The sequence below is a fragment of the Haloferula helveola genome (assembly GCF_037076345.1).
Taxonomy (GTDB): Bacteria; Verrucomicrobiota; Verrucomicrobiia; order Verrucomicrobiales; family Akkermansiaceae; genus Haloferula; species Haloferula helveola.
Genome location: NZ_AP024702.1, coordinates 1,433,056 through 1,445,703, shown reverse-complemented (window position 1 = coordinate 1,445,703; position 12,648 = coordinate 1,433,056). Strand labels below are relative to the sequence as shown.

The 12,648-nt window shown below is 63.0% G+C and carries 10 protein-coding genes and 2 tRNA genes; 9 read left to right on the top strand and 3 right to left on the bottom strand.

Annotated features, from left to right (window positions below; genetic code table 11):
- Nucleotides 1-86: 86 nt before the first annotated feature.
- The gene (locus HAHE_RS05045) at nucleotides 87-1,340 is read left to right on the top strand and encodes a hypothetical protein (RefSeq protein ID WP_338689123.1); all 1,254 of its coding nucleotides are present in this window, start codon (nucleotides 87-89) and stop codon (nucleotides 1,338-1,340) included.
- Nucleotides 1,337-2,638: a hypothetical protein gene (locus tag HAHE_RS05040; RefSeq protein WP_338689122.1), complete on the top strand. Its 1,302-nt coding sequence runs from the start codon at nucleotides 1,337-1,339 to the stop codon at nucleotides 2,636-2,638. Before HAHE_RS05045 ends, HAHE_RS05040 begins: the two co-directional genes overlap by 4 nt.
- A 128-nt stretch (nucleotides 2,639-2,766) precedes the next feature.
- Here the strand turns inward: HAHE_RS05040 and tsf are convergent, their stop codons facing one another.
- Both tsf and rpsB read right to left on the bottom strand, forming a co-directional pair.
- Nucleotides 2,767-3,633 (bottom strand): translation elongation factor Ts, encoded by an 867-nt coding sequence (tsf, locus tag HAHE_RS05035; RefSeq protein WP_338689121.1) that lies wholly within the window; start codon nucleotides 3,631-3,633, stop codon nucleotides 2,767-2,769.
- Between the two features lie 92 nt (nucleotides 3,634-3,725).
- On the bottom strand, nucleotides 3,726-4,409 hold the full coding sequence (rpsB, locus tag HAHE_RS05030; RefSeq protein ID WP_338689119.1) for a 30S ribosomal protein S2: 684 nt from the start codon (nucleotides 4,407-4,409) through the stop codon (nucleotides 3,726-3,728).
- Between the two features lie 283 nt (nucleotides 4,410-4,692).
- Between rpsB and HAHE_RS05025 the strand changes: the two genes are divergently transcribed.
- Complete coding sequence (locus HAHE_RS05025) at nucleotides 4,693-6,510, top strand: NPCBM/NEW2 domain-containing protein (RefSeq protein WP_338689117.1); 1,818 nt, start codon at nucleotides 4,693-4,695, stop codon at nucleotides 6,508-6,510.
- A gap of 6 nt (nucleotides 6,511-6,516) precedes the next feature.
- Here the strand turns inward: HAHE_RS05025 and HAHE_RS05020 are convergent, their stop codons facing one another.
- Nucleotides 6,517-7,374 carry a GH25 family lysozyme gene (locus HAHE_RS05020; RefSeq protein ID WP_338689116.1) on the bottom strand — a complete coding sequence of 286 codons (858 nt, stop codon included), beginning with the start codon at nucleotides 7,372-7,374 and terminating at the stop codon, nucleotides 6,517-6,519.
- 124 nt (nucleotides 7,375-7,498) lie between these two features.
- Between HAHE_RS05020 and HAHE_RS05015 the strand changes: the two genes are divergently transcribed.
- The 6 genes from HAHE_RS05015 (at nucleotide 7,499) to HAHE_RS04990 (ending at nucleotide 12,643) form a co-directional block, all read left to right on the top strand.
- On the top strand, nucleotides 7,499-8,863 hold the full coding sequence (locus tag HAHE_RS05015; protein WP_338689114.1) for a hypothetical protein: 1,365 nt from the start codon (nucleotides 7,499-7,501) through the stop codon (nucleotides 8,861-8,863).
- Between the two features lie 106 nt (nucleotides 8,864-8,969).
- Nucleotides 8,970-9,046: transfer RNA gene (locus HAHE_RS05010), tRNA-Arg, on the top strand.
- Between the two features lie 396 nt (nucleotides 9,047-9,442).
- Nucleotides 9,443-9,519, top strand: a tRNA-Pro gene (locus HAHE_RS05005).
- 702 nt (nucleotides 9,520-10,221) lie between these two features.
- Entirely contained in the window at nucleotides 10,222-10,674 is a 453-nt protein-coding gene (locus tag HAHE_RS05000) for a hypothetical protein (protein WP_338689113.1), read from the top strand.
- Nucleotides 10,675-11,339: 665 nt separating this feature from the next.
- Nucleotides 11,340-12,302 (top strand): 16S rRNA (cytosine(1402)-N(4))-methyltransferase RsmH, encoded by a 963-nt coding sequence (rsmH, locus tag HAHE_RS04995; RefSeq protein WP_338689111.1) that lies wholly within the window; start codon nucleotides 11,340-11,342, stop codon nucleotides 12,300-12,302.
- Entirely contained in the window at nucleotides 12,299-12,643 is a 345-nt protein-coding gene (locus HAHE_RS04990) for a hypothetical protein (protein ID WP_338689109.1), read from the top strand. Before rsmH ends, HAHE_RS04990 begins: the two co-directional genes overlap by 4 nt.
- The last annotated feature ends 5 nt before the right edge of the window (nucleotides 12,644-12,648 follow it).

The following is a 12,648-nucleotide window of genomic DNA, read 5'->3' as shown; positions in this document are numbered from 1 at the left end:
AGGGCGCTCCTTCCCACTTTTTCGAACCGGGCCGGAAACGGCCGCCGCTTGAGAGATATGGGCCGGAGAGATAGAGGTTCAGGCGAATGAAGCGGTTCCCGGGAGTGGGCGGGAAGTCCGGCCGGCAACGGATCGGGCTCTTCGTGCTTTGGCTTCTCACGGCCGCGGGCGGCCTTTTGCTGATTTGGCAAACCGGCCGGATCGCGTCCTTGGAAGCGGAGATCGCGGAGAGGGATCCGATGCCCGTGCGTCCCGCTCGGGATGACACCCGGTTCGCGGAGAAGCGCGATTCGAGGATCGATGTGGATCTCGACGACTGGAGCGCGGTCGCCGACGGGTTTCGGTCGGCCGGGATCGGATTGTTCGACCCGGCACGCGCCTGGCAGCTGAAGTTGACGGAGATGTCGTTCGACGAACTGCGCGACACACGGCGCGCCTATCTGGCTGCGGATCTGTCCAAGTGGGACCGAGAGCTCCTCGAGCGGGAGTGGCTGCGTGCGATGTTCGGGAAGGAAGGCCGCGAGGCCGACACATTGAGCGAGTACATGCCGCGGATCGGGGAAATGGGCTCGACGATGGCGGCATACTTTGGCCGTTGGATTTCCCGCGATGCCGATGCCGCGATCGACTGGTTTCGAAACCACCTCGGGACGGCGGTGGATCCGGAATCGCCTGTGGCGCAGCGGGCGAGGCAGTTCATTGAAGCCGGAGTGTATGGTGAGCTGGAGACATCACCGGAGAACTCGCGAGCCTTGCTGCAGGCGGTTCATCCCGAGCGACGTTTGGAGTCGCTTCGGTCCCTGAGTATTTCCCGGATGACTCCCGAGACGCGGGCCAACTGGGTCGAGATGGTGCGCGAGTCCATGCCACCGGACCAAGTCGCCACCGTCCTGGCTTGGCCGACCTGGAACTGGAGCGATGGCGACGGCAGCCGCATGGACTTCGATGAAACCGCCGCCTATCTCGAGGAGATCTCTGCCGATGCCGAGGTCTCTCGGAAAGTCTGGGAGTCCATGGCGCGGGACATCCGATGGGGCGGCGGGGGGATTCCGGAATTTGGAGACGCGGTGACCGAATTCCGCAATCGATTGGCCGACGAAGACCCGGTCTGGCTGAACCGGACCACCGGTGAACTGCTCGCGGAGGCCCAGGGGCAAGACTTCGACAAACGCTTGGACCTCGCCACCCGGTTTTACGAGGAGTCCGGTGATACCTCGGTGATCCTTCCTCTTCTGCTGGGCAATGTGCCGGACAAGAGCCGCGGAGCGGCGAGGGATGTGGCGAGGAGCCTCGTGACCGACGAACGGCAGAGGGAGCAACTGATGGAGGCACTCCGATGAGAGCCGCGATCGTCGGATTCCTGCTTCTTGTAGTCGGGTGGATGGCGCTGACCGCCACTTCGAACCATCGTCGGATCCGGCAACTGGCCGCTGAGCGGGATGCCCTTCGGGATCGGACCGGAATTGGCTCGGAGGACGGCGGATTGGTGGGTCCGAAGTTTTCGGTGCGGGAGGAAGTCGACCGGGTCAGTTTGCTGGAGAGCACCATCGGACAGTTCATTCGGGAAAACGATTTCGGTCCCGGAGTTTCCCTGCCGTCCGGGCGTCGCGCGCTCACCCTGATGGTGCAGATCGGACGCGAGTTGCCCAAACTGAACTCCGGGGAACTCGAGGAACTGATCCGTCGTCTGGATACCGATGATGCGCTGGATCGGGAGGGCCGCCTCGCCGTCATTCGCGATCTGACGGCACGCTGGGCAAGTCTGGATCCGAAGGCGGTCCTCGACGGCTTCGGTATCGTGGAAGGATCGCCAACCGGCATCGGACTGGTGGATGATGGGATGCATGCGTCCGAGAGAAACCGTATCCGTCAGGCGGCCTTGTCCTCCTTCGCGAGGGAAGAGCCGGAGATGGCGCTTTCCTGGTGGAAGGATCATCAGGACCGATTCCCACCCAATTCGAACAACTGGCAGGTCTCCGCGGCGATCCTGATCAAGGGGCTTGCGGTTTCCCGTCCGGAACTGGCGGTGCGTCAGGCTCTGGAGTGGAGCCGCACGCGGGGTCTCCGATCTTGCTGGGCCTACTTTTCCGGTGGAGATGACGAGACTCAGCTCGCGATTGCCACCACCCTCGCCCGGATGGAGCGGGATGGAGAGACGATCCTTTCGGGTAGTGGCGGGATTCCGAGCAAAGCGGCATTCGGGTCAAGCCGGGCGGAAGTCGCGCGCCGCGTGATGGAGGCGACCGGCTGGACGCTCGATGAACTGGATGGGCAGCATTCAGCTTTTCGCTTCGATAGTCTGAGCGCGGGCGACGCGATCGATTGGGTCGAGTGGCTGGCCCCGTCGCCGACCGATGACGGCAACCGGCGGCTTGTCTCGCTGATGAATGATGGGAATCTCGGCCCCGCGTGTCGCGAGTGGGTGATGTCGATCGAGGATCCGGATGAACGGACCCGGGTGCTCGGCAAGGTCGTGGGTATCGCGTTGCCCACGCCTGTCTCGGTCGATGCCGTGGCCGCCATGGCGCGGATGGCCGAAGACCAGTCCGAAAAGGACATGATTCTCGAAACGGCCCGGGCCCGGATGAGCGGGCGGGATCGCGAGAAGCTCGAAGAGGCGATCGCTGGGGATCCCTGAGAATGGAGCGCCGGTTATGAAACCGGTATTCTTCGAGCCGACGAAGATGCCGGTTTCATAACCGGCGCTCCACCAAACGAAAAAGCCCGCCTCCCATCGGGAAGCGGGCTTTGGGGAATCGTAAGCGATTACTCGCCGAGTCCGAAGCGCACGAAGCGGCGGATCTCGAGGTCGTCGCCGAGGCTCTTGCCGGCGTTCTCGACGAGCTTCTTGATCGTGTTGTCGGGGTCCTTCACGAACGCTTGCTCGAGCAGGCAGGTCTCCGAGAAGAACTTGCCGATCTTGCCCATGATGATCTTGTCGATGATCTCGGCGGGCTTGCCTTCGTTGGCGAGCTGGGCGCGGAACACGTCCTTCTCCTTCTCGACCAGATCTTCCGGGATGTCCTCGCGGGCCAGGCCCTTCGGCGCGGCGGCGGCGATGTGGAGCGTGATGTCCTTCACCAGTTCGCGGAACTCGTCCTTGGCGGCGGTTTCACCCTGCTTGGCACCGACTTCGACGAGCACGCCGACCTTGCCACCCATGTGGATGTACTGGGCGATGGCGCCGTTGTCGCTGAGCTCGAAGCGCTCGAACTTGCGCAGCTGGATGTTCTCGCCGAGTTCGATGACCTTGGCCTTCACGAACTCTTCGACCGTGCCGCCGTCCTTGGAGACCTGAAGTGCCTCTTCAAGGGTCTTGGCATCGCTTGCGGCCAGCGTGTCGGCGATCTCGTCGACGAACGCGACGAAGTTCTCGTTGCGCGAAACGAAGTCGGTCTCGCAGTTCACCTCGACGAGCAGGCCGGTCTTGCCGTCGTCGGAAAGACGGGCGGCGATGATGCCTTCGGAGGCTTCGCGGTCGGCCTTGCCGGCGGCTTTCGAAATGCCCTTCTCGCGGAGCCAGGTGACGGCGGCCTCGAGGTCACCGTTGGTCTCGGTGAGGGCCTTCTTGCAGTCCATCATGCCCGCGTTGGTCTTATCGCGGAGTTCTTTGACGAGTGATGCGGTGATCATGGTAGTGGGATGGTGGGAAAAAGGACGGGCGGAGGTTGGTCGATCGATCGCCAGCCTGCCGCCCTGTCCGGGTGAAGGTTTCGTCAGGTGGTTCAGCCCTTCTTGCCCGTGACGACGGCGTCGACGAGATTCTGAAGGATGATGCGGATCGAGCGGACCGAATCGTCGTTGCCCGGGATCGGGTAGTCGACGACCGACGGGTCGGCGTTGGAGTCGACGATCGCGACGATCGGGATGTTGAGGCGGCGGGCTTCGGCGACAGCGATCGACTCGCGTGCGGAGTCGACGATCACCAGCGCGTCGGGCATGCCGTCCATGTTGCGGATGCCGTCGAGGTTGCGGCGAAGCTTGTTCTTCTCACGCGTCAGCGCGGCGAACTCCTTCTTCGAAATCGACTTGAACTCGGGCGACTTCTCGAGGCCTTCGAGCCACTTCAGGCGCTCGATCGACTTCTTGACGGTCGCCATGTTGGTCAGCATGCCGCCGAGCCAACGGTGGTTCACGTAGAACTGCTTGGTTGCTTCGGCCGACTGGCGGACAGCCTCCTGGGCCTGACGCTTGCAGCCGACGAAGAGGATGTTCTTGCCCTTGGTGGCGAGGTCGGAAAGGAAATCGGCGGCCTTGTCCAGGCACTTCACCGTTTGCTCCAGGTTGATGATGTAGATCCCGCCCTTGTCCTTCATCAGGTAGGGCTTCATTTGCGGGTTCCACTTCTTCGTCTGGTGTCCGTAGTGGACGCCTGCGTCCACCATATCGTTGATGAGTTCGTTGATCATGGTCTGGGTGTCCCGCCTTGATTCAGGTCGGGCGATTTCGGGAAACCCGCCGCGTTTTTGATCCCTTCGGTCTCCCGTTGTTGTTGCGGCGGCGCGGGAAGGGACGCGCGAGATAGGAGAGAGGCCCCGGAATGGCAAGGGAAAAGGCCGATTCGAGGCGCTCGGAATCAGGGATTTGGCGGCGTCCGGCTGAAAATCGTGCCGATTCCCGGCTCGGCGGGATTCTTCCCGCCCAAATCCCTCGAAATGAACGAGTCGGGGCCCGTTTTGCGTTTATCGGGGCATGAAACTCCCCGGAACCCTCGCTTTTCTGGCTTTTGCCGCGCCCGTTTTCGGCGCGATGACGCCTCAGGAGGAAATCGACGTCAAAGTGCCTGCGGCCATGGCCCTGCTGGAAAAGTGGGAGAACGAGTCACCGCAGAAGGGGGAGCGGAAGCTGCATCTGGTCTACTGGACGCCGAAGGATCGCAAGCCGCAGCCCATGTTCCGGAAGCGGCTCACCTCGATCCTCGAGGACATCCGGGACTTCTATGCCTCCGAAATGAAGCGCCTCGGTTTCGGACCCCGGACGATCAATCTCGATTACGCGCCGGATGGCCTGCTGAACATCCACCTCGTCGAGGGCAGGAAGGATTACTCGGCCTACAACGTCCAGTCGGGCGGCGAGATCCGGACCGAGTGCCTGCCGACCCTCCGCACCGCCGGACTCGATCCCGACAAGGAGACGCTGGTCATCTTCTGCAACATGTCGAACTGGGATCCCGAGAACCGCAAGATCACCCAGAACAGCCCCTACTACGCCGGCGGATCTCCGGCCGGAGGCAACGCCTGGCAGGTCGACTCCGCCATCCTCGAGCTCGGCGGGCTGGCCAAGACCGAGCCGAAGGTGCACGACGGCCAGTACGGACACATCTCGATCGGCCGCTACAACACGATCTTCATCGGCGGCATCTGCCACGAGCTCGGCCACGCCCTCGGCCTGCCACACAACCGCCAGCGGGACGATGAGGGCAAGGCGTTCGGCACGGCCCTGATGGGCAGCGGCAACCGGACCTACGGTGAAGACCGTAGGAACGAGGGAAGGGGATCTTTCCTGACCCTCGCCCACGGACTTAAGCTCGCGTCCCACCCGATGTTCAGCGGGTCGGTGAAGCAGCTCGACAATCGCTCGAACGCGAAAGTCGAGGGACTCCGGGTCGAGCCGCTCGGCAAGTCGTTCCGGGTGCATGGCAAGGTGACCGCTGATCCCGCTCCCTACGCGGTGATCGGGTACATGGATCCGGCTGGCGGAGGCGACTACAACGCGACGACCTGCACCGCGGTTCCGGATGCGGAAGGTAACTTCACGCTTGATGCCAATGGTCTCGTCCCTGGCGAAGGACAGGAGTTCCGGATCGTCGTCTGCCAGGTCAACGGCGCCTGCAGTACCTATGTCGGCAGCAACGGGCGGTGGGAGATCCCCTACCGCGTGGGTCAGGACGGCAACGTCGATCTTTCCGCGTTCCAGGCCGGAACCGAACTCGCGAAGCTGATCGGGGTCGTTAACTCGGGAAATCGCGCTGCTGCCTCTGCGGAGTTGGAGTCGCTGCGCTCGCGGGAGGTCTCAGCCACCTTGATCGAGACGGCCGAGTCGCTGGTCGGAACCTTGGGAGGAGCCTCGGCCGAAGATCCTTCGACCGCGGATGGCGGCGAGCTTCCCCTGACGTCGGCCAAGGCGACTCATGCCGAGGTCGGCTGGAGCAGTCCGCGGATGAACCGCGTGCCTGACGCTTCGGCGTTGATCATCTCGGGGGGCGAACTCCACCCTCGCGGGATCTACGCGCACGCTCCGGCATCTCATCGTTGGAGTCTCGGAGGCAAGTGGAAGAGCCTCGATGGCAAAGTCGGCATCGGTGACGGTTCGTCCCAAGGCAGCTGTGACTTCGTGATCGTCGGCGACGGCAAGGAAATTTGGCGTTCGGGCGTGATGAAAGCGGGTTCGACCAAGCCATTTGCCGTCGGCCTCGAAGGCATCAAGGAACTCGAGTTGAAGGTCACCGACGGCGGCGACGGCAAGAGCAGCGACTGGGGTCTGTGGCTCGACCCGGTGCTCAGGCGCTGATCGGTATCACCACCACGCCAGTCCGTGGCGGTTCCAGAAGGCGCGAAGGTCACCCTCGCTGCCCTTGAAGACATTGCGCTCCGTCGGGTGGGCCATATTGCCGAAGTAGCGGGGACTCCGCCACGATGCGGTACTGTAGTGCTTCGGCGTCGAGCGGCCGTTCTGCCACAGCACCCCGCCGTACTGCCACATCACCCAGTCATTCCACACGCCGTACTGCTCGGTCAGTCCGTCCGGTGTGAGCGTTTCACCCATGCTGCGCTCGGTGCCGGCCGGTCCGTAGAGCGCGATCCAGTATGGTGCCCGCCGGATGATCCGCTTCTGGGCGGGTGAGGCATTGCTCAGGCTGGTGCGGAGGGCGGCGCTATTCTCCAGATAGACCACCGGTGTCACCCCGGTGAGCTCCTCGACCTTGGTGATGAAACGGACGAGTCGGTCGGGGCTCGACTTGGTATCGAAGTCCCCGACGAGGAGGATCTTCCGATGGGAAAGGCCGCGGCTGCGCGCCGTCGAACGAACCCGGCTGACGAACGACACCGCCTGTGCCGCGGGATCTTGATCCATCGTTACGAAGTGATACGCGCCGACCAGCATGCCTTCGCGGTCCGCCGACTTGATGAAGTCCGAGAACTTCTCGTCGAGTAGTGGACCCTTCGCCGAGCGCGCGATCAGCCCCAGCGCCCCGTTGCGACGCATCGCCGACACATCCTGGGGGGAGTATCGGTCGCCGTTCCGCTGGACCTCTTTGGGATCCCAGCCGGAGACATTCAGAATCGCGGGGGAGCTGCCGACCGAGGTGCCGCCGAAGCCGCCGCCACAGCTGCAAAGGACAAGGGAGAGGAGCAGCGCTGAAATCCATTTCATGGTCCGTAGTTCAACACGGATTCCGAATCTCCGCCAATTCGGAATCGCGGGACGGGGCGATCGCGCATCGATTCTTCCTGATGGACTTGCAGCGGGCAGGGCGGCGGGTTTCAAGAGGGGGCGGATGAGTGAGTTCAACCCCTACCAGGTTCCGGAGGCCGGCGGTCCGCCGTCGCAGGTCACGGGCGGCTTGTGGCAGGTGAGCCAGGGTTGTCTGCTTTTCCGCGATGGCGCGCGGCTTCCGGAAATCGATCTCTACACGGGCCGCGCGGACATCCCGCTGATGCCTGCCTCGGCCGAGTTCCTGGTGTTGGGAAGTCGCGGCGCCCAGCTGCTGATCCGGATGCTGGTCATGTTCCTTGTGGTGGGAGCATTCGTCTACTTCGGACCCAGCCTTGAAGTCAGCCTCCCGGTGTTGTGGCTCGTTCTGATCGTCGTCCTGATGGCAATCCGGGTCGTTCGAGCCCGCAAGGCACTCCGAGCACGCCTCAATTGGCACGTCGGCTCGGAAGATGAGAAGCGCCGGAGAAATATCACCGCATGGGGTCGACGGGGATTCTGGCTCGGCTTCGGCCTTTTCGCCGCGACCTTTGTCCTCGAACTGAGGGAATGGAGCACGCTCGGTCTGCTCGCGTTCGTGGCCGGGCTCGTCGCTCTCAGCGTGACCCAGCGTCGGGTGCTGCAGCTACGATGCGAAAGGGTCCGCGACGGCTGGTTCGAATTGCGCGGAGTGCCGGCGGCCGCTCTGCAGGTGCTTGCGGCGCGTCAGTCGGAGGAGGTGCGCGAGTGGATGGACCGGAGCGGTGAAACCCGTGAGCGGAAGGTTTTCAAAACCTACCTCTACCGTTTCTCCCTCCGCACCCTGCTCGGCGACCAGATCTGGAATCCGCTCGCTCTGCTGACCATGCTCATCCTCAAGCTTCGCCGCTCCCGACTCTTGGTGCGTGATTGTTTTGCCAGCAGCGAAGCCGAAGACCTCGGATCGTCCGGCTGGATGCCGAGCCTGAGGGCGAAATGGGACGAGCTTCAGGGGGTCCCGGATTTCGAAGGTTGGCGGCTGTTGCTCGCCAGGAATCTGGGATCGCCGATCGGGGACCTGCGGACCCAATGGTTCACGCTGGTCAGCCCGGACGAGCGACACTCGCTGGTCGTCGGCGTGGTTACCGTCGCCAACCTCCAGGCCTCGAAGGAGATCCTCGAGACGACCTTCCGGGCCTGGACATCGAGCGGCCTGCAGATCGTCACATCGAACACCCTGCTGCAGCGACCCCTGCCGGAACATTACCGGGTGCGGCGGGTCCGCGGTTCCCTAACGCAGGTGCTGACATCCCATCTTGCCCGTCTGGAAGGCCTCGACCTGCTTCCGGCGGCGTTTCCGGAGGGATGGGAGGAGCGGATGGAGGAGGAAATCCGGGAGCGCCATGATCTTCTCGAGGCGGCGGGCTACTACGGCCCGACCCGCACCGAGGAAGTGCCGGTCCGACATTGAATCCGTGAGGGCCGATTCTGCTCGGATTCCCTTGCCGAAAAACTTGACACCGGGCGGGCGACAGCGCTTTCTTCCCGCCCGCGCCGGAAACGGTGCGACCCCAAAAGCACCCGTAGCTCAATTGGATAGAGCGTCTGACTACGGATCAGAAGGTTAGGAGTTCGAGTCTCTTCGGGTGTACCACTTTTCAAGACCCTGCAGTTCAGTGAACCGCAGGGTCTTTTTCTATTCGGGTTTCAGGGCCCGGGAATCCGCCACAGGGGGGTGGAAATTGGGGAGGAATGGCGGCAATCCCTGAATCTACGGGGAATCCGCCGGTGTCCCATTATTTGGTGACATGACAAGGGGGCGTTTCGTGGTAGTCTTTCGTCATTCCCAGGGGGGCGACGCTCTCTGAAAAAAAGTTTCATGACACTATTGAGGGCCGCGTGAGTGCGCGGCCCTCGTCTTTTGTACCGGGTCGGCTTCGGCCTCGTGTGGCCCTAGATTCCGAAGGATCGCGCGGGCGAATATTGGCTTGCAGGCCGGAGGGAAATCGGAGAAAGAAGCCGCCCGCTCCGAAAGGGGCATCCGATTCATCGGGGTGTGGCGCAGCCTGGTAGCGCGCTTCGTTCGGGACGAAGAGGCCGTGGGTTCGAATCCCGCCACCCCGACCAAACCCGGGATCCCGAGACTTCGGGGTCCCGGGTTTGGTCTTTCTGGAGGGAGGCAGTCCCAACGGCAGCGGAGCGTCGGTGGGTTTGAATTCGGCAAGCCGTCCGTGACGGCTTCGTGTGCCGGCGAGTCTGGAACGGGGTGGAGGCAATTCTGCCACCACGACCAAATCCCTCGGTCGCGGTGTTCCTGCGGGGATTCCTACAGCGGTGCAGTTGGTGTCCGTCGTTGGGGCGCGTGGTCGCGGTGATCGGTGAAGCGGCGGATGGCTCTATTTCACAGGCCATGAATCCCTAGACCCCGTAAACGGGGAACTACGAACCCCTGTGGGCGGGCTTTGGAGGTGGCTTCGGGCATTTGCCGCGTCAGTTGCCTCGATTCTCTCGGTTCAAGGGCTTGACGCTCGGGCGGCGCCTTCGAAGTTTTTGGCATAAAGTACACCGGAGATCACCGAATCGACGCGAAGTACACTACAGAGCTTTGAAAAGTGGAGGAGAGGCTCTCGGGGTGGCTGAAATTGCAAAAATTCCCACCTCGACGGGGTTGGATTTGGTCTTAGGGGCTACGAAAAGCACTCAGATACACTTCGTAACTCATTGATTTCCAGTGCATCTAAAAAATATTTTGGGCTTCTTCAATTTCTCTTGCGCACTTGGGTGTACTTTGGTGTAGTTCGGGGCACGTCAGCGAATTGACGCCCTTCCATGTCGGTTGAAGCCAAAGTCTACGAGAGTCATTACGACTACAAGATGGACCCGAAGTTCCGGGTTTCCATCCCCGTGGCTTTCCGTCCCGACGGCGAGGGGGAGGCGATTCGCCTGCAGGTTTCGCAGGAGCAGGACGAGAAGGTGATCAAGGTGTTCACCGACGCGGCCTTCCAGGACAAGTTCCGCCAGATCTCCGAGTCGGAGCTTCCTCCGGCCAACAAGCAGAAGCTCGCCGGCGCGCTCCGCATGAGCTCGAAGGAGGCGACGATCAGCAGCCAAGGCAAGCTGACCGTTCCCAAGGAGTGGGCCGAGCGGATCGGACTCAAGGCCGACGGCGCCGTGAAACTCGCGGGCCGCGACGGCTACTACATCATCTGCACGGAAGAGAGCTTCCGTCGCATCGAAGAAGCCGACCTGGCCATGGACGATGGCGGCCTCGGCGTCCTCTAAACGAAGAATTTCACCCAACGAACGACAACATGCTGTTCGCCCTTCCAACCCCGGCATCCGGACCCAGTCGTCCGGTGGCACCCACCTCCGCTACGGCGCGGGTGCTGGGGTTGGGCGTATTTTTCCCACGGTCCGGAGTGTTCGGGACAGCTCTCCGCACCGTGACCCAAACGGTTGTCCGCTCCGGTTTCCATGGCTGGTTTGCGGGGCGGCGACCGGTGATTTCCCAGGCTGAGCGGAAGGAGTTTCTCGGGACAGTGCTCCTTTCGCCACTTACTCCGCGTGTCCGTGCCGGTTTCCATGGCTGGTTTACGGCACGGGCCGCGGAATCATTTTCCAAGCACCAAGACGGGACGAAAGGGACAGCGGCCCGTCCGGTGCATCATGACACGGTTGTCCGCTCCGGTTTCCATGGCTGGTTTGCGGAGCGGCGACCGGTGACTTTCCAGGCTGAGCGGAGGGAGTTTCTCGGGACAGTGCTCCTTTCGCCAATCAACCCGCGTGTCCGTGCCGGTTTCCATGGCTGGTTTACGGCACGGGCCGCGGAACTTTTTTCCAAGCGATCGGAAGGAACGAAAGGGACAGCGGTCCTTCCGAAGCGTCATGACACGGTTGTCCGCCCCGGTTTCCATGGCTGGTTTGCGGGGCGGCGGCCGGTGACTTTCATGTGTGATGTGTCGGACAGCGGCCGTCCAGGTTACCACGTATCGGTCCTCCCTGAGGAAACGCGGGAATGGATGGCCGCCGGGTCCGGCAAATTCATCATCGACGGCACCCTCGGCGGGGGCGGGCACAGCGAGATGTTTCTCGAAGCCGGCGCCCGCGTGTTGGGCATCGACCGCGACCCGGAAGCCCTCGCGCACGCGCAGGCGCGGCTTTCGAAGTACGGCGAGCGCTTCAGCACCTGGCAGGGCAATTTCTCGGATTTCCGAGACAACCCTGAGGTCCAGGGGGGAGAGCGGGCTGATGGCCTGCTCCTGGACCTCGGGGTTTCGTCTCGTCAGCTGGACGCCCCGGAACGGGGATTCTCGTTCCGGGGCGACGGCCCGCTCGACATGCGGATGGGACCCGCGACGGAGTTGACCGCCGCGACGGTGGTCAACGAGTGGTCGGAAGAGGAGATCCGCAAGATTCTCCGGGAGTACGGCGAGGAGCCGCAGGCCCGGCGAATCGCCGCTGCGATCGTCCGCCGCCGCAACGAGCAACCCTTTCAGTCCACCCTGGATCTGGCCGACTGCATCGAAAAGGCGGTCGGGCGGAAGGGGCGGACGCACCCGGCGACCCGTTCGTTCCAAGCGATCCGGATCGCGGTGAACGACGAACTCGGATCCCTGCAGCGGGCGCTCGAGCACTCGGTCGACCTGCTCAAGCCAGGGGGCCGGTTGCTCGTCATTACCTTCCACAGTCTCGAGGACCGGATGGTGAAGCAATTCATGCAGGACCGGTCCCGGCCATGGCTGGACCGCCCCGAGTGGCCCGAGCCACGGCCAAACCCGCGCTGGGCATTCCGGCTGCCACAGCGCAAAGCGATCGCTCCAAGCGACGAAGAGATCCGAATCAATCCGAGGGCCCGCAGTGCGAAACTGCGGGTCGCCGAGCTTCTGGACCCAACGACTCCACGACCATGAACCGCAAACGTTCCCAAGACACCCAGACGCCCGTCGCCGCCTTCATCGCGCTGGCGTTGATGGCGATTGTCGCGACTACCGGTGGTGCGCTCCATGCGATCTACCGCAACGGTCAGATCAAGACCGAGCGCAAGATCGCCGAGGCACGCGAGCGGATCGAGCAGCATCACCTCGACATCCAGGTGATCGATGTCCGCAAGGAGCGGTTGCTCGACCGTTACGAGATCCGGGCCCAGCTCGAACTGATGAATTCCTCCCTGGCGGCCGTCGATCACGGCGTCGTCGAGAAAGTGCAGTTGCTGGCCCAGCCGGATCCGGTGCCGGTGGCCGTGCGCCCCTGATTCGA

Bases quoted from the DNA above. Each gene is read 5' to 3' on its own strand.
- HAHE_RS05045 (WP_338689123.1), top strand. From the start codon at position 87: ATGAAGCGGTTCCCGGGAGTGGGCGGGAAGTCCGGCCGGCAACGGATC.
- HAHE_RS05040 (WP_338689122.1), top strand. From the start codon at position 1,337: ATGAGAGCCGCGATCGTCGGATTCCTGCTTCTTGTAGTCGGGTGGATG.
- tsf (WP_338689121.1), bottom strand. From the start codon at position 3,633: ATGATCACCGCATCACTCGTCAAAGAACTCCGCGATAAGACCAACGCG.
- rpsB (WP_338689119.1), bottom strand. From the start codon at position 4,409: ATGATCAACGAACTCATCAACGATATGGTGGACGCAGGCGTCCACTAC.
- HAHE_RS05025 (WP_338689117.1), top strand. From the start codon at position 4,693: ATGAAACTCCCCGGAACCCTCGCTTTTCTGGCTTTTGCCGCGCCCGTT.
- HAHE_RS05020 (WP_338689116.1), bottom strand. From the start codon at position 7,374: ATGAAATGGATTTCAGCGCTGCTCCTCTCCCTTGTCCTTTGCAGCTGT.
- HAHE_RS05015 (WP_338689114.1), top strand. From the start codon at position 7,499: ATGAGTGAGTTCAACCCCTACCAGGTTCCGGAGGCCGGCGGTCCGCCG.
- HAHE_RS05000 (WP_338689113.1), top strand. From the start codon at position 10,222: ATGTCGGTTGAAGCCAAAGTCTACGAGAGTCATTACGACTACAAGATG.
- rsmH (WP_338689111.1), top strand. From the start codon at position 11,340: ATGTGTGATGTGTCGGACAGCGGCCGTCCAGGTTACCACGTATCGGTC.
- HAHE_RS04990 (WP_338689109.1), top strand. From the start codon at position 12,299: ATGAACCGCAAACGTTCCCAAGACACCCAGACGCCCGTCGCCGCCTTC.